The sequence below is a fragment of the Youngiibacter multivorans genome (assembly GCF_017873395.1).
Lineage (GTDB): Bacteria > Bacillota > Clostridia > Clostridiales > Clostridiaceae > Youngiibacter > Youngiibacter multivorans.
On the sequence record NZ_JAGGKC010000027.1, the window covers coordinates 42,319 to 57,033 of the forward strand.

A 14,715-nucleotide genomic window follows, 5' to 3' on the forward strand; every position below is an offset into this window, starting at 1 on the left:
GATCTGTTTGTCCCAACAAAGTTTATGCTGCCAACATCAACCTACATGTCTGAAAGGGCAGATCATACTGTAAGGTTCATTGAGAATCTGAGACACACAAAAGGTGAATGGTACAATCAGCCATTCAAGCTCCTCCCATGGCAGGAGACAATAATCAGGAACATATTTGGAATCATCAAGCCAAACGGATTCCGGCAGATAACAACTGCCTATGTTGAGATTGCCAAGAAGCAAGGTAAGACTGAACTAGGTGCTGCCATTGCCTTGTACATGTTAACAGCAGACGGAGAGCGAGGAGCAGAAATCTATAGCTGCGCTGCAGACAGAGCGCAGGCCAGCCTTATCTACAACGTGGCAGTAGATATGATCTCATTAAGTCCGGCTCTAAAGAAAAGACTGAAGGTCGTAGCTTCACAAAAGCGAATCGTGTATCCAGCAATGAACTCTTTCTATCAGGTGCTTTCAAGCGAAGCGTACTCAAAGCATGGAATCTCACCAACAGCGGTGCTCTTTGACGAGACACATGTAGCCAACAGGGAGATGATGAATGTCATGCTGCATGGTGCATCTGATGCAAGGAGGCAGCCAGTGAACTTCCTGATCACCACTGCAGGTAATGACTTCAACAGCATTGGCTATGAGCTTCATCAGAAAGCTATGGACATACTGGAAGGTCGAAAGGTGGATCATACATTCTATCCAACCATCTATGCTGCAGATGAAAATGACGACTGGACAAATCCTGAAGTTTGGAAGAAAGCAAATCCCAGCCTTGGGATAACAGTTCAAGAAGACAAGATCAAAATTGCCTGTGAAAATGCCAGGCAGAATGCTGCAGAGGAGAATCTTTTCAAACAGCTAAGACTGTGTATTTGGGTTAAGCAATCGGTCAGGTGGATGCAAATGCACCACTGGGATGAATGTGACTTTGAAGTTAAACCAGAAGAACTTGTTGGTCGTGAGTGTTTCGCTGGTCTAGACCTTTCAAGCTCCATAGACATAACAGCATTTGTTCTTGTGTTCCCACCAAGGACCGAAGGAGAGAAATACATAATACTGCCATATTTCTGGATCCCTGAGGATAACCTTCAGAACAGAGTAAGAAGGGACCATGTTCCCTATGACACCTGGGAGATGCAAGGATTCATAAAAACAACAGACGGGAATGTAGTCCATTATGGTTACATAGAAAACTTCATTGAGGAACTTGGTACAAAGTACAACATAAAGGAAATTGCCTTCGACAGATGGGGAGCAGTACAGATGGTCCAGAACCTTGAAGGCATGGGCTTTACTGTTGTTCCCTTTGGCCAAGGTTACAAGGACATGTCTCCCCCTACAAAGGAGCTAATGAAGCTGACACTAGAGAAGAAGATAGCTCATGGAGGTAATCCTGTGCTCCGCTGGATGATGGACAACATTTTTGTCAAGACAGATCCAGCCGGCAACATAAAGCCGGACAAGGAAAAAAGCACTGAAAAGATTGACGGAGCAGTTGCCCTGATCATGGCATTGGATAGGGCTATAAGAAACGAGATAAAGGGCAGCGTCTACGATGAGCGAGGGATACTCACTCTTTAAACTTATACATAAATCTCAAGATTAACTTGCTATATATAGCTTTTAGAGTGATATATGTAATAACGAGATAAGCGAGGAGGGATTATGTATGAAAAAAGGTGATTTCCTAATCACAAAGAATGGAAAGGCAGTCTGCAAAATCATTGGTAAATGGGGAAGTGACTTCATTCTTGAGAACATCAACGAAGAGAATCAAGATTTGATGCTGTATGGAGAGACAGAGCTTCAGAGCCTAATCGAAGAAGGTACATTCCGAAGAATGCACCCAATAGGAATCAAGGTACAGAACAGCAAAGCAGTTGAACTCTTGAAAGGACTTATCGAGATGGTTGAAGGAGACCTGGAGACAATTGGTAAGAAGGTCAACATCACTGCTCAGAAGTATGCAAGCAACATCCTTGAAGAACTAAGAAGTGCCTTGGAAGAGTTGGAGGAAGAAAGATGAGCGACAGGTTTTTCACTCAGACACGCTGCGATAGGTGCCATAAGGAACTTAAGGATGGAAGGACAATGTCAATTTTCAACACAGACTGCATTTGTACGGAATGTATGATTAAGGAGACTAAGGACAAGGACTACAAGAAGGCGGTGGAGGCTGAGAATGCTGAGATTAGGAAAGGTAACTTCAACTACGAAGGAATCCGAGGAGGAAAGCGCAATGGCTAAGGCTGTTTTCTTAAGGAAGTCGGTTGATATAACAGAGCTCAAGTCGAGGGCCACAAGGCCCTCTGAAGGCATACAGTATGTCATCGAAGAGATTGTAGAGCTGACCCAAGATGAATATGACAACTTTGCAGCTAACCTCTTGGACGATTATCTCTTCATCGAGCAGAACTTACATGCAATGTATGTGGACACTAATGGTGTTTACCATTGTATTTATGTAAAAGCAGAGGGAGCTAAGGAAGGGATCCTTATTGAAAGTGAGGGGTACAGCTACGCCAGATATGCTGCCTATCATTCAGAACCAGGCTTTCTAACAGACAAGATCAAGGAGCAAATTTTGGACATCAGAGATTCAGGTAAGTACAACCTATTTGATGTCTATGGTGTCCAGAAGGAAGCTTATATAAGCGGATACTACGAACTCGCAGTCTTTATGGATGAACATAAGAAGGAGTATGCGGAGTTTATACTATACGGAAAGAGATAGAATATAGTCTGGAGAATATGATTGTGCTATACTATTCTCAATCAGTAGAATAATATGTTTGGATTGGAGATACTATGGCTGAGTTACTAACTATTCAAAACTTAATTTTAAGTGGAGCAAGTCTATTTCTTGGAGCTCTACTCAGTTCATATTTTTCATGGTTATATTTTAAGAAGCAGAAGAGAGCAGAAATTCAAATTGATGAAGCAAAAGCTATCCACAACCAAATTTTCAAAGTTAATGCTCAATTTGCGGAAATCCATGATCTGCTAATAAAATACAAAAATTTTCACACCTCTAATAATCAAAAAACTGGCTTAATAAGTAAGGAAGAATTGCTTAACAGAATGAATGTACTTGCCAATGAATTATTTAATACAGGGAAACTGTTCAACTATGCAAAGTATATACTTAACGTTAACACAAAGGCAATTGCGAAACTTAATAATGACTGGGTAGCAATCTTCGAACAAGAGATTGAGAGTCAGCAAATTGAAATAGACCGTGTAGACAACATTTTGAATTTTATCAAGCAGGCTGAAGACATTTTGAATGATGAGAACTTAAGGATAATATATATTTCGAATTCCAATATTTATACATCCCTTCAAAAACTGAAATACATACTCAATGCCTATAAAGACACAAATAATAAGCGCAAACAAATACCTAAATGTGTAGAAAATGCATTAATAAAATTTGCTGCTTGGTTAGACTGAATAGCATCTCGAAAGAGGTGCTATTTTAAACGCCTACTTTACGGAAATGAATAGTAAAAATAATAAACAATATAATAAAAATAAAATTAAAATAATAAAAATAGTTGACAAGGTACGGGCATAATGTATAATGGAGTTGTAAGAAATAAATGAAGGGAAGTGTACTAAAATGACCAGCAAAGTTATCCAAGTCACCTTCACAGAATACGAGTTTCAGCACTTGACTAAAAAAGCTGATGAAGAAGGATTAACGTTATCCTTGTACATCAAGTCAAAAGTTCTGGATGATACTGAATTCAAGAACAGATTTGCGGATCTACTGAAAAGAGTAAATGGCATTCCAGATGGTACAAAATTTAATGTCAAAGCAGTATTTGGAATTGAATGGGCTGGCATAGACAAGGGCGTCAGGTTAGCACTGGGGAAAGCTTTCTATAACTACGTGGTTTCTGGAAAATTGCCAAAAATTGAAGAGATTCAGGGTAAAATAGGTTCGACTCAGTGGTACTTGTGCAAATAGTAACTATTAAGGTGAACAATTGTCTCTAAAGCGATGTTTTCTCTAATATATATGAAAAGGAGAGATTGCAATGAGTAAAGCTGAGGGAAAAGTTGGACCTTTCTTCTATATCGACGAAAATGTGATCAGTGACTCGAAAATATGGACTGAAGCAGATAACTATGGGGATTTTAAAGATTGGGGATCTCATAACGACTTCTGGAAAATAATATGCATAATTTATAAAGTGAATGATGAAGAGGAATATTCCAGAGTGCCTAGAGGCAGAGTCACTTACAACACAAAGACACGAGTTTTTCATATCTATTTGAATCCTGATATAAACAATGAGAGAGTGTTAACCTTGATTTTGGAAGAATATTGTTTGAAGGGATTCCAATACAAAATTGACGATACTGATTTACATTACAAGATATATACTCCTAGTGAATTTGATGAGTTAATGAATAACAGCGAGGAGGGATAGTGCAATGACTAAGGAACAAGAGCTTATGGACTACTTAGACATGAAGGTATTTAATCCTGTGTTGACTTCAAAGACTGCACCAAAGGAATTGAAGCGTGGTATTAATTTGACAATCATGCGGATGAAATCACTAACAGCTGAAAAGATGGTTCAGTATTTTTGGTCGGCAATAATTGGTACGGAAAGGAGTATTGGATTCGCGAAGCTTATGAAAGATGCAGAATTTATTAGGTTTGAAGATGTTCTAGAAGAGTTTAGGTTGAAATTCGATGACAAATGGTTAAAATCCTGATAATTTTGGAGGTGTTGGCTTTTTTATAATAATAAAATATACTTCTTGCATCTCGGAAGAGGTGCTTTTTTCATGCCATTTTTAGGAGGAGTTTCTAATGCAAATACCAATATTCGGAAGGTTATTCAGGTCAAGAGATAAGCCAATCGCAAATACATACTATGGCAGCAATTACAGCTTCTTCTTCGGAAGTACAAGCAGCGGAAAGACAGTAAACGAGAGGACAGCTATGCAGACAACAGCGGTATACGCATGTGTAAGGATCCTCGCGGAGACGATTGCCAGCTTGCCACTACATGTTTATGAGCACACTTCAAACGGTAAGGAGAAGGCCTTAGATCATAGGCTTTACAGAATCCTCCATGATGAACCGAATCCTGAGATGACTTCATTTGTGTTCAGAGAAACACTGATGAGCCATCTTTTACTTTGGGGCAATGCTTATGCACAGATCATTAGAGATGGTAGAGGGAATATGCTATCACTGTATCCGCTTCTCCCAGATCGCATAGTTGTCGACAGAAACTCCAATGGAGACCTGATCTACGAATACAGGAATGAATCAGGTTCAATCAAACTCAGACGCGAGGATGTGCTGCACATTCCAGGGCTTGGGTTTGACGGTCTAGTTGGCTATTCACCGATAGCCATGGCAAAGAGTGCTGTTGGTATGGCTATAGCAACTGAAGAGTATGGAGCTACTTTCTTTGCTAATGGAGCTAATCCAGGAGGAGTACTCGAGCATCCCGGTGTGGTTAAGGACCCGAAGCGAGTAAGGGATAGCTGGAACGCAGTCTATCAGGGCAGCAGCAATGCACATAGGGTTGCGGTCCTTGAAGAAGGAATGAAGTTCCAGAGCATAGGAATACCGCCTGAACAGGCACAGTTCCTGGAGACAAGGAGGTTTCAGACTGAGGAGATATGCAGGATATTTCGGGTACCTCCACATCTGGTGGCATCGCTTGATAGAGCTACATTCTCAAATATTGAAAATCAGTCGATTAGTTTCATAGACAACACAATAATTCCCTGGGTATCAAGGCTTGAGCAATCCATGCAAAAGGCCTTGTTTTCATATGATGACAAAAAGAAGTACTTCGTTAAGTTCAACCTAAACGGAAGGCTTCGAGGTGATGCTGCTTCCAGGGCAAGCTTCTACCAGACCATGCGACAGAACGGAATAATGTCAGCCAATGACATAAGAGAGCTGGAGGAGATGAACTTGATACCGGAGGAGCTTGGAGGCAACAAGTACATGGTAAATGCTGCAATGATGGATATGGCAAGTGTACCTAACCTAATGGAATTAGATGCTGAAGGAGGTGAGAAAGAAAATGAAAGTGAAGTTTTGGAACTTCATGGAAGGGAGCGAAAGCCGAACGCTATACCTTGAAGGAGCAATTTCAAGCGAAACTTGGTACGGGGATGAGGTGACGCCGAAGATGTTCAAATCAGAGTTAATGAACGGAAGTGGTGACATAACCGTATGGATCAACTCTCCAGGTGGCGACGTCTTTGCTGCAAGCCAGATTTACAACATGTTGAAGGAGTATCCAGGGAATGTGACAGTGAAAATTGACGGCCTTGCTGCAAGCGCAGCCTCAGTCATTGCGATGGCTGGAAGTAAGGTCATGATGTCCCCGGTCTCAATGCTCATGGCGCATAATCCAATGACCATGGCATTTGGAGATGCGTTGGAAATGGAGAAGGCTATTGCAATGTTGTCTGAAGTTAAAGAAAGTATTATCAATGCTTATGAGCTGAAGACAGGTTTATCAAGAACAAAGATATCTCACTTCATGGATGCTGAAACTTGGTTCAATGCAAAAAAAGCGGTAGAGCTTGGTTTCGCTGATGAAATTATGTATGAAAAGGACAGCCCAGAGTCACATACCATTGAAGGTGCTGTATTCAGCAAGATGACTGTACTTAACTCTTTGAAGGAGAAGTTTCCTGAGAAGGAAAAGGAAAAGAAAACTGCAATAGTTGAACTTGATAAGAGACTAAGTCTCTTGAAATATTAGGAGGATTTGAATGAATAAGATATTGGAACTAAGAGAGAAAAGAGCGAAAGCATGGGATACAGCGAAGGCATTCCTTGATGCAAAGAGAGGAAACGACGGACTTATTTCAGCAGAAGACACTGCAACCTACGACAAGATGGAAGCTGATGTTGTTAACCTTGGAAAGGAGATTGATAGACTTGAAAGGCAGCAGGCACTGGACCTTGAGCTTTCTAAGGCGGTCAATACCCCAATAACTATGAAGCCAAATGGTGGAATGGAGATGAAGACCGGAAGAGCAACTGATGAGTATAAAGCTGCTTTCTGGAAGGCTTTGAGAAGTAAGAACAGCTTTGATATCCAAAATGCGCTGCAGATAGGCACTGACAGCGAAGGTGGATACTTAGCACCGGACGAGTTTGAAAAGGTCCTTATACAGGCACTTGAAGAGGAGAATCTGTTCAGAAGCCTTGCAAAGATCATAAACACATCTTCAGGTGATAAGAAAATACCGATTGTCGCATCGAAGGGGACAGCGTCATGGGTTGAAGAAGAAGCGCCAATTCCTGAATCAGATGATTCCTTCGGACTTGTATCAATCGGGGCTTATAAACTAAGTACTATGATCAAGGTTTCCGAGGAACTGCTTAATGACAGTGTATTCAACCTTGAGGCATACATAGCAAAGGAGTTTGCAAGAAGGATAGGAGCCAAAGAAGAGGAAGCCTTTTGCGTAGGTGATGGTTCAGGAAAGCCAACAGGAATATTCAATGCAACTGGTGGAGCAACACTTGGTGTAACTGCAGCTGCAGCAACGGCAATTACAGCGGATGAGATAATTGACTTGATGTATAGTCTTAAATCGCCGTACAGAAAAAATGCAGTATTTGTCACGAATGATGCGACTGTTAAGGCCATAAGAAAATTGAAAGATGGCAACGGGCAATATATATGGCAACCATCGCTAGTTGCTGGAACTCCTGACACTATACTGAACAGACCTGTGAAGACTTCAGCTTATGTGCCTACCATAGCATCAACTGCAAAGACCATAGCCTTTGGCGATTTCGGATACTACTGGGTTGCTGATAGGCAGGGTAGATCCTTTCAGAGACTTAATGAGCTATATGCTGCTACAGGTCAGGTAGGATTTAAGGCAACTCAGAGGGTAGATGGAAAACTCATACTGCCTGAGGCCATAAAGGTCCTCCAGCAGAAAGCGTAGGTGAAGGAATATGAGTAACGTTAAGAATTACACCGAGCAGGGTGGAGAAAAGACAGTGATAGGAGGAGAGCTTGAAATCGTAACGGGTGGGAAGCTCTCTTTCTCTGGAAGTGAAATGAAGCCTGCAGTTTTGCAGGCTGACAGTGTAGCTTCCACTGTGGCTGGAGTGGTCGTTGATCTGAATGCATTAATAGCAAAACTTAAGGGTGCAGGTCTAATGCTTTCTGAGTGATTGTCTGGATTGGGGACTTAAAGTCTCGAGAATTATACTTCGTTAACAGATAGACAATCCTGTTATTCTCAAGATGCTTTATGATATGATTAGTTTTGGAATGGATTGTGCATAAATATTAATTGGGAGTGATGACGATTGGTTGGAAAAGATAAGACCAGAATATTGTTGACTTTGCCACTAGACTTAAAAGAAGAACTAAAGAAAGAAGCTGATAGCGTTAACAGAAGCTTGAATAATTATATTTTGACATTGCTGCTACAGAACAAAAAATGATGCTCAAGAGACCGGTAAGGTCTCTTTTTATATGCATAAAAGGTGGTGAGTGTGTTGGTTACGCTCGAAGAGGCAAAGCAGTTTTTGAAAATAGATGGAGATGAGGACAATGCACTCATCTCCTCTTTCATTAGTTCAAGTGAAGAAATATGTGAAAATATTCTAAGATTCCCACTGTCAGAGTTAACGGTTGTTCCTGAGTCAATTAGGCAGGCAGTTCTATACTGCATTGCTAACCTATACGAGAAGAGGGAAGATCTGAATATGAAGGAAGTCATCAATGTGATGATTGGTCTACTAAGCCCATACAGGAAAGATGGGTGGTAATCATGACCATTGGTGAAATGAGACATAGGATAACAATTCAGAGAGTCACAATATCAACGAATGAGAATGGGTACGAGGTAGAAACTCCTGAAGTAATTAAGGAAGTGTGGGCCAAGGTGGCGAACCTTCATGGGAAGGAATACTTTGCAGCTAAGGCAGTACAAGCTGATAATACAGTGAAGTTCACCATAAGGTATATGAGTGGGCTTGACCAGTCAATGCAGATCCATTTTCAAGGCAAGGTCTACAACATTACCGCCATCGATAACATCAAGTGTCGAAATGAGTATATCGAGATTCAGGCTAAGGAGGTAGACTCCAATGGCTAAAATCTCACTTGAAGGAATGCAGGAACTTATTGATAAGGTTAATAAGATTGGCGATATAGGTGAGGCCATTAAGAAAAGTGCCTTAAGTAAGGCTGGTGACCTTGTTAAGAACAGCATGGAAGGAAAAGCGCCTAGATCCAAGGATACAAAGAAGCATATGGCAGACAATATAAAGGTATCCAAGAAAGAGAAGGGTGACGGGATAGATTTTGTGAGCATTGGTCCAACCAAGGATGATGCATCAGAATTCTTCTATTCGAAGTTTACTGAATTTGGCACATCAAAGATTCCGGCTCAGCATTGGGCTGAAAAGTCACTTAAGGAAAACCAAAGTGAAATTAATAATGTGATAAGAGAGGAACTTGAAAGGGGGCTAAAGGAGTTTGAATAAAAAGATATTAGATGCTCTTACTCCTCTTGGAGTCACTGTGAAATTCCAGAAGCATTCAGGAGCAGCAAGCCAATACATTACATTCCATGAATACTTCCAAGTAGGTGAAGCATACGAAGACGATGAGGAAAGCCTGACAGGAAGATATTTACAGGTTGATATATGGTCAAAGATTGATTATGAAATCCTAGTAATTCAAGTGAAGAATCAGATGAAGAACGCTGGTTTTACTCGAATAGACGAAGCTGATCTCTATGAACCAGATACCAGGATTTACCATAAGGCGCTTAGATATTACTACCTAGAAGAAAGAGAGGGATAAAATGCCTAGACAAATAGGACTTAAAGATATTCACATCGCTACTGTAACAAAGGACGACGGCACTGGCGCAACATATGGAGTTCCAGAGAAGCTTGAGAGAGCGATTAGTGCTAAAATATCACCAAAAGTAAACTCAGAAAACATCTACTCTGATGATATTGTGGAGGACGTTATTTCAGCATTTGACAGTGTGGAAGTTGAGATAGAGCTGAACCAGCTTTCCTTGACAAGTAGAGCCACGCTCCAGGGAGCAAAGGTAGTTAAGGGTGTTCTCATTGAAAGTAAGGATGATATACCACCGACCATTGCCATGGGATTCAAATCAAAGAAGGCCAATGGGAAGTACAGGTTTGTATGGCTTCTAAAGGGTAAGTTCGAGCTGACATCTGATGAGTTTGACACTGAAGCAGGGAAGCCTGCACCTAAGAGCTCAAAGCTTAAGGGTGCGTTCTTTGCCAGGGACTTCGATGGTAACTATAGGTTCATTTCTGATGAGGACGAAGTTGGTGCGGATCCAACAATAATCTCTGGATGGTTCACAGGAGTTCCTGCAGAGCCTACTGAAACCCCGTAATTTCAGAAAATTATATGGCTCGAAGCTAGACTATCTTTTGTTATCATACTAATCATGTTAATTTATGATTATAATAGAAATATATGAACTCAAGGATTAGTAATATACGACGATGTTTTAATTCATAGTATAGCCTTGATTTGAGTTGATTAATGTTGTGCTAAGATAGCAAGGGGGCTACGTTAATTGCAAACACTAGAGTCATTAAAGAGTATATTTAAAGACAGGGTATTTAAAATTCCAGATTACCAGCGAGGATATGCCTGGCAAGAGAGACAATTAAAGGATTTCTGGGAAGATATTGTAAACCTTCCGGATGACAGATTTCACTATACTGGGTTATTGTCACTGAAACAAGTTGCAAAAAAAGACTATGAATCAAAGAATTGGACATCTGAAAGATGGCTAATCCAAGATAGAGCGTTTAGGCCATTCCATATTGTAGATGGACAGCAGCGACTCACTACATTTGTTATCTTTATTAATGAAATACTTAACTTAATAAAGTCGTTACCGGAAAATGCAGATAAGACCGATGAAAATATCTTTATTGGGACATTTTCACTGAAGCAAATAAAAGAAGAGTACCTAGTGGTTCAGATGCCTCCAAAGTATATTTTGAATACTTACAAGTTTGGCTATGAAGAGGACAATCCTAGTTTTAAATATCTTAGGCATAGGATTTTGGGGGAGCCTGATGGAGGCAGTATCACAGAAACTTTCTATACATTAAATCTGGAAAATGCAAAGCGGTTTTTTAAAGATAATCTGGCAAATTATTGTAAAACATATGGGATTTCAGAGCTTGAACTGCTTTTTAAAAAAGTAACTCAAAATCTAATGTTTAATATGCATGAAATTGGTGACGATTTTGACGTTTTTGTTGCATTCGAAACAATGAATAATCGTGGTAAAAAACTCTCAAATCTTGAGCTTCTCAAGAATAGATTAATATATTTGACCACGCTTTACGAGCCGTATGAAATTACGGATGATGAAAGGGCGGTTCTACGAGACGATATTAATAATGCATGGAAGGATGTTTATTATCAGCTGGGAAGAAATAAGCAAAAACCCCTTTCAGACGATGATTTCCTAACTGCACATTGGATTATGTATTTTCAGTATACAAGGCAAAAGGGAGATGACTATATTAAATATCTTCTTGAAGAAAAGTTCTCTCCACAAAATATTTTCAATAAGACTGAAGTTAAGTTGGATTCAATTACAACCATAACAGAAGTAAGAGATCAAGTTGGTGAGGAAGAAATAGAAGAAAATGGTATTGATGATAAGCCGATTTTTCAATCGAAACTTTCCCCGAAAGAAATCTCGGATTATGTGAAGAGCCTTCAGTCAGCAGCAGTACACTGGTATAATTCATTTAATCCACTAAATAATTCAGAACTCACTGCAACTGAACAACTTTGGCTTGATAGACTTAACAGAATTGGAATTGCCTATTTTAGGCCCCTTGTTGTTGCATCATATCTCAGATCGGATATCAATTCTCGAAGCAGGGTGAAGCTATTCAAGGAGATTGAGAGATTCATATTCATAGCTTTTAGGTTAGGCCGAGCATTTTCTTCTTATAGAAATAGTGAATACTATAGGCTTACTAAACTACTTCGTAGTGGAAATGTAACCATTGACTACATATGCAATACTCTACGTAGTCGTGTTGAAGACTGGATGAGTCCGGCAACTGCATTTGATACGCAATCGTTCAAGACCTATATTGCTAGAAACTATAAGAACGGCGGTGGTGGTTTTTATTGGTGGAATGGGCTGCATTACTTTCTTTATGAGTATGAGCAAGAAAAGGTTAGGCAAAACGGCAATCCCAAAATTGACTGGACCTTATTTGTGAAAAGTGAGAAAGACAAAGTATCAATTGAACATGTATATCCGCAAACTGCTGATAATCCATATTGGAATAAAGCATTTAAAAAATATAATGCACAGCAAAAGGTTTATCTGACTGGTTCATTGGGGAATCTATTGCCATTGTCGAGCAGTAAGAACTCTAGTCTTCAAAATGATAGTTTTCCTGACAAGAAGTCACCAAAGGGAAAATCACACAAAGGCTATACAGATGGCTCTCACAGTGAAATTGAAGTAGCTGCTTATAAGGATTGGGATGCTAATGCCGTTTTAGAGCGTGGGTTGCTCTTGCTTGATTTTATGGAAAAAAGATGGGATATTAAATTCACTTCTAATGAGGACAAGAAAGATGTGTTGTTCCTTAACTTCATAAAATAAAAAAATACATACGATATGAATAATGAAAGGATTTGCGATAAGTAAGTCCTTTTTTCTTTGGGAAAATCAGAAGGAGGATACGAATTGAAAGGCAAAGAGTTGAAGGACAAGGGTATCAAGTTTACCCTTAATGAAAAGGATTATGAGCTTAAATTTAATTTGAACACATTCTGCGAGCTGGAGGACATATATGGAGACCTGAACAAAGCTTTTGAAGATCTTCAGAGGATGAAGATCAAGGCTGTGAGAGCCCTGGTATATGCTGCAGTTAAGGTTGAGGATGATTCGGTAACTTTGAAAAGCGTTGGTTCACTTCTAGGCTTAGATGATCTTGAAAGGCTCGGAACAGTAATTAATAAAGCTTTAAGCATAGCAATGCCTGAGGTTGATGAAACCTCGGGGGAAGTGAAAGCCACTCAGGTTCCATAGATTGGAGTTGGGAGTGGCTTTACTATTTGGGGACTGTGATCCTCAAGATGACAGAGGAGCAGTTCTGGAAAAGTACTCCACGTAAGCTACATGGGCTGTTCAGAATCTACAAGGCAGTAAATGGCATTGATGACAACAGCGTCGACACAATTGACAATATTCCATTGTAAAGGAGGTGGTAAATTTGGCTGGAGGAAGCAGTACAGTAGTAGCAAGAATAGGACTTGATGATACAGGATTCCAGGAAGGAGTCAATAAGATCCAGAGAAGCCTTAAGCTTGTGCAGAGCGAATTTACCGCAGCCAGTGCAAAGCTTGGTGACTTCGGGAAATCAGCTGAAGGATTGAAGCTTAAGGCTGACAGCCTGAATCAGCAGATTGAGATACAGAAGGGAAAGGTCGAAGCGCTCTCTAAGAGTTACCAGGAAAGTGTAGAGAAAAAAGGTGAGGACACCAAGGCTTCTGAAAACCTGAAGATTAAGCTTAACTATGCCAATGCTGAACTCAGCAAGATGCAGCAAGAACTGAAAGATACATCGGAGGAGCTAAAGAAGAAAACCTCTGTCTGGAACACTTTGTCTGAAGCCTTGGATAAAGCCGGCGATAAGATGAAGGCTGTCGGTGAGAAGATGCAGTCAGTAGGTAAAAACCTATCAACTGCTGTGTCTTTACCAATCCTCGGCATAGGAACCGCTGCTACAAAGATGGCTATGGATGCAATAGAATCAGAGAACCTCTTTGAAGTATCTATGGGTGGACTTGCAGGAGAGGCTAGAGGCTGGTCCGAAGAGATGTCCAAGGCGCTTGGCCTTAATGCATACAATGTAAGGAGCAATGTGGCTACCTACAACGCTATGCTGACATCTATGGGTCTTGCATCAGATGAATCGTTAGGAATGTCAGAAGGCTTGACTAAGCTGGCCTATGATATGGCATCCTTTTACAACCTTAGTCCTGATGAAGCTTTCAATAAGCTAAGAGCTGGTATTTCTGGTGAGGCAGAGCCGCTTAAGGCGCTTGGAATACTCGTTAATGACAACACAATAAAGACCTATGCATATACCCATGGAATAGCAAAGCAAGGTGAAGAACTCACCGAAGCTCAGAAGGTTCAAGCTAGGTATGGTGTGATCCTCGATTCAACCAAGAATGCCCAGGGAGACCTGGCTAGAACTATGGACAGCCCAACTAATAAGATAAGAGCAATGAAGGAACAGGCTGAGCTAATAGGAATTCAGTTCGGTCAAATACTCATACCGATACTTGAAAGCCTGATCGGCATAGTCAAACCGCTCATGGACAGTTTCCAGGGTCTCTCAAAGGAACAACAGGAGATGATTGTGAAGGTTGCCCTTGTTGCTGCCGCTGTGGGGCCAGTGATCCTTGTCATAGGTAAGGTAGTATCAATCGTTGGCGCGGCAGTGTCGGCCTTCAGTGCAGTTTCTGGGGCAATATCTGCAGCAGGAGGAGTCATAGCAATAATAACCGGGCCAATAGGAATTGCTGTTGCTGCAATCGGCGGACTCATAGCAGTGGGTGTGCTTTTGTATAAGAATTGGGACATCGTTAAAGCCACTGGAATCAGTGTCTGGAATGGAGTAACTAACACAGTATC

Annotated in this window: 21 protein-coding genes; all 21 read left to right on the forward strand. The window is 40.7% G+C overall.

All coding sequences use genetic code 11. The annotated features are described in order from the left end of the window. Positions 1–24 precede the first annotated feature (24 nt). Entirely contained in the window at positions 25–1,581 is a 1,557-nt protein-coding gene (locus J2Z34_RS13975; RefSeq protein ID WP_209460480.1) for a terminase large subunit, read from the forward strand. Between the two features lie 88 nt (positions 1,582–1,669). Continuing rightward, complete coding sequence (locus tag J2Z34_RS13980) at positions 1,670–2,026, forward strand: hypothetical protein (protein ID WP_209460481.1); 357 nt, start codon at positions 1,670–1,672, stop codon at positions 2,024–2,026. Beyond that, positions 2,023–2,247 (forward strand): gamma-glutamylcyclotransferase, encoded by a 225-nt coding sequence (locus J2Z34_RS13985; protein WP_209460482.1) that lies wholly within the window; start codon positions 2,023–2,025, stop codon positions 2,245–2,247. Before J2Z34_RS13980 ends, J2Z34_RS13985 begins: the two co-directional genes overlap by 4 nt. Further along, positions 2,183–2,734, forward strand: coding sequence for a DUF5049 domain-containing protein (locus J2Z34_RS17995; protein WP_425348049.1), 552 nt, complete (start codon positions 2,183–2,185; stop codon positions 2,732–2,734). The genes J2Z34_RS13985 and J2Z34_RS17995 overlap by 65 nt, the downstream gene beginning before the upstream one ends. Before the next feature lie 74 nt (positions 2,735–2,808). After that, the gene (locus J2Z34_RS13995; protein WP_209460483.1) at positions 2,809–3,453 is read left to right on the forward strand and encodes a hypothetical protein; all 645 of its coding nucleotides are present in this window, start codon (positions 2,809–2,811) and stop codon (positions 3,451–3,453) included. 169 nt (positions 3,454–3,622) lie between these two features. Next, the gene (locus J2Z34_RS14000; RefSeq protein ID WP_209460484.1) at positions 3,623–3,973 is read left to right on the forward strand and encodes a DUF1413 domain-containing protein; all 351 of its coding nucleotides are present in this window, start codon (positions 3,623–3,625) and stop codon (positions 3,971–3,973) included. A gap of 70 nt (positions 3,974–4,043) precedes the next feature. Next, positions 4,044–4,439 carry a hypothetical protein gene (locus tag J2Z34_RS14005; protein ID WP_209460485.1) on the forward strand — a complete coding sequence of 132 codons (396 nt, stop codon included), beginning with the start codon at positions 4,044–4,046 and terminating at the stop codon, positions 4,437–4,439. Positions 4,440–4,443: 4 nt separating this feature from the next. Continuing rightward, positions 4,444–4,731, forward strand: coding sequence for a hypothetical protein (locus J2Z34_RS14010; RefSeq protein WP_209460486.1), 288 nt, complete (start codon positions 4,444–4,446; stop codon positions 4,729–4,731). Positions 4,732–4,828: 97 nt separating this feature from the next. Next, positions 4,829–6,124, forward strand: coding sequence for a phage portal protein (locus J2Z34_RS14015; protein ID WP_245250784.1), 1,296 nt, complete (start codon positions 4,829–4,831; stop codon positions 6,122–6,124). Continuing rightward, complete coding sequence (locus J2Z34_RS14020) at positions 6,066–6,755, forward strand: head maturation protease, ClpP-related (RefSeq protein ID WP_209460487.1); 690 nt, start codon at positions 6,066–6,068, stop codon at positions 6,753–6,755. Before J2Z34_RS14015 ends, J2Z34_RS14020 begins: the two co-directional genes overlap by 59 nt. 10 nt (positions 6,756–6,765) lie before the next feature. Beyond that, positions 6,766–7,959, forward strand: coding sequence for a phage major capsid protein (locus tag J2Z34_RS14025; RefSeq protein WP_209460488.1), 1,194 nt, complete (start codon positions 6,766–6,768; stop codon positions 7,957–7,959). A gap of 10 nt (positions 7,960–7,969) precedes the next feature. Continuing rightward, positions 7,970–8,191: a Head fiber protein gene (locus J2Z34_RS14030; protein WP_209460489.1), complete on the forward strand. Its 222-nt coding sequence runs from the start codon at positions 7,970–7,972 to the stop codon at positions 8,189–8,191. Between the two features lie 327 nt (positions 8,192–8,518). Then, a complete protein-coding gene (locus J2Z34_RS14035) occupies positions 8,519–8,794 on the forward strand; it encodes a head-tail connector protein (RefSeq protein WP_209460490.1) in 276 nt (91 codons plus the stop codon). A 2-nt stretch (positions 8,795–8,796) separates the two neighbouring features. Further along, on the forward strand, positions 8,797–9,123 hold the full coding sequence (locus tag J2Z34_RS14040) for a phage head closure protein (protein WP_209460491.1): 327 nt from the start codon (positions 8,797–8,799) through the stop codon (positions 9,121–9,123). Continuing rightward, positions 9,116–9,514, forward strand: coding sequence for an HK97-gp10 family putative phage morphogenesis protein (locus tag J2Z34_RS14045; RefSeq protein WP_209460492.1), 399 nt, complete (start codon positions 9,116–9,118; stop codon positions 9,512–9,514). The genes J2Z34_RS14040 and J2Z34_RS14045 overlap by 8 nt, the downstream gene beginning before the upstream one ends. After that, on the forward strand, positions 9,507–9,836 hold the full coding sequence (locus J2Z34_RS14050) for a hypothetical protein (RefSeq protein ID WP_209460493.1): 330 nt from the start codon (positions 9,507–9,509) through the stop codon (positions 9,834–9,836). The genes J2Z34_RS14045 and J2Z34_RS14050 overlap by 8 nt, the downstream gene beginning before the upstream one ends. A gap of 1 nt (position 9,837) precedes the next feature. Next, positions 9,838–10,410 (forward strand): major tail protein, encoded by a 573-nt coding sequence (locus tag J2Z34_RS14055; RefSeq protein ID WP_209460494.1) that lies wholly within the window; start codon positions 9,838–9,840, stop codon positions 10,408–10,410. 186 nt (positions 10,411–10,596) lie between these two features. Next, positions 10,597–12,672 (forward strand): DUF262 domain-containing protein, encoded by a 2,076-nt coding sequence (locus J2Z34_RS14060; protein WP_209460495.1) that lies wholly within the window; start codon positions 10,597–10,599, stop codon positions 12,670–12,672. Positions 12,673–12,756: 84 nt separating this feature from the next. Beyond that, positions 12,757–13,101: a hypothetical protein gene (locus J2Z34_RS14065; protein WP_209460496.1), complete on the forward strand. Its 345-nt coding sequence runs from the start codon at positions 12,757–12,759 to the stop codon at positions 13,099–13,101. 26 nt (positions 13,102–13,127) lie between these two features. Further along, on the forward strand, positions 13,128–13,271 hold the full coding sequence (locus J2Z34_RS14070) for a hypothetical protein (RefSeq protein WP_209460505.1): 144 nt from the start codon (positions 13,128–13,130) through the stop codon (positions 13,269–13,271). Positions 13,272–13,285: 14 nt separating this feature from the next. Further along, a partial coding sequence (locus J2Z34_RS14075; RefSeq protein WP_209460497.1) for a phage tail tape measure protein occupies positions 13,286–14,715 on the forward strand: 1,430 nt, incomplete at its 3' end.

Bases quoted from the DNA above. Each gene is read 5' to 3' on its own strand.
- J2Z34_RS14025 (WP_209460488.1), top strand. From the start codon at position 6,766: ATGAATAAGATATTGGAACTAAGAGAGAAAAGAGCGAAAGCATGGGAT.
- J2Z34_RS14000 (WP_209460484.1), top strand. From the start codon at position 3,623: ATGACCAGCAAAGTTATCCAAGTCACCTTCACAGAATACGAGTTTCAG.
- J2Z34_RS13985 (WP_209460482.1), top strand. From the start codon at position 2,023: ATGAGCGACAGGTTTTTCACTCAGACACGCTGCGATAGGTGCCATAAG.
- J2Z34_RS17995 (WP_425348049.1), top strand. From the start codon at position 2,183: ATGCTGAGATTAGGAAAGGTAACTTCAACTACGAAGGAATCCGAGGAG.
- J2Z34_RS14020 (WP_209460487.1), top strand. From the start codon at position 6,066: ATGAAAGTGAAGTTTTGGAACTTCATGGAAGGGAGCGAAAGCCGAACG.
- J2Z34_RS13995 (WP_209460483.1), top strand. From the start codon at position 2,809: ATGGCTGAGTTACTAACTATTCAAAACTTAATTTTAAGTGGAGCAAGT.
- J2Z34_RS14005 (WP_209460485.1), top strand. From the start codon at position 4,044: ATGAGTAAAGCTGAGGGAAAAGTTGGACCTTTCTTCTATATCGACGAA.
- J2Z34_RS14045 (WP_209460492.1), top strand. From the start codon at position 9,116: ATGGCTAAAATCTCACTTGAAGGAATGCAGGAACTTATTGATAAGGTT.
- J2Z34_RS14010 (WP_209460486.1), top strand. From the start codon at position 4,444: ATGACTAAGGAACAAGAGCTTATGGACTACTTAGACATGAAGGTATTT.
- J2Z34_RS14055 (WP_209460494.1), top strand. From the start codon at position 9,838: ATGCCTAGACAAATAGGACTTAAAGATATTCACATCGCTACTGTAACA.
- J2Z34_RS14030 (WP_209460489.1), top strand. From the start codon at position 7,970: ATGAGTAACGTTAAGAATTACACCGAGCAGGGTGGAGAAAAGACAGTG.
- J2Z34_RS13980 (WP_209460481.1), top strand. From the start codon at position 1,670: ATGAAAAAAGGTGATTTCCTAATCACAAAGAATGGAAAGGCAGTCTGC.
- J2Z34_RS13975 (WP_209460480.1), top strand. From the start codon at position 25: ATGCTGCCAACATCAACCTACATGTCTGAAAGGGCAGATCATACTGTA.
- J2Z34_RS14015 (WP_245250784.1), top strand. From the start codon at position 4,829: ATGCAAATACCAATATTCGGAAGGTTATTCAGGTCAAGAGATAAGCCA.
- J2Z34_RS14040 (WP_209460491.1), top strand. From the start codon at position 8,797: ATGACCATTGGTGAAATGAGACATAGGATAACAATTCAGAGAGTCACA.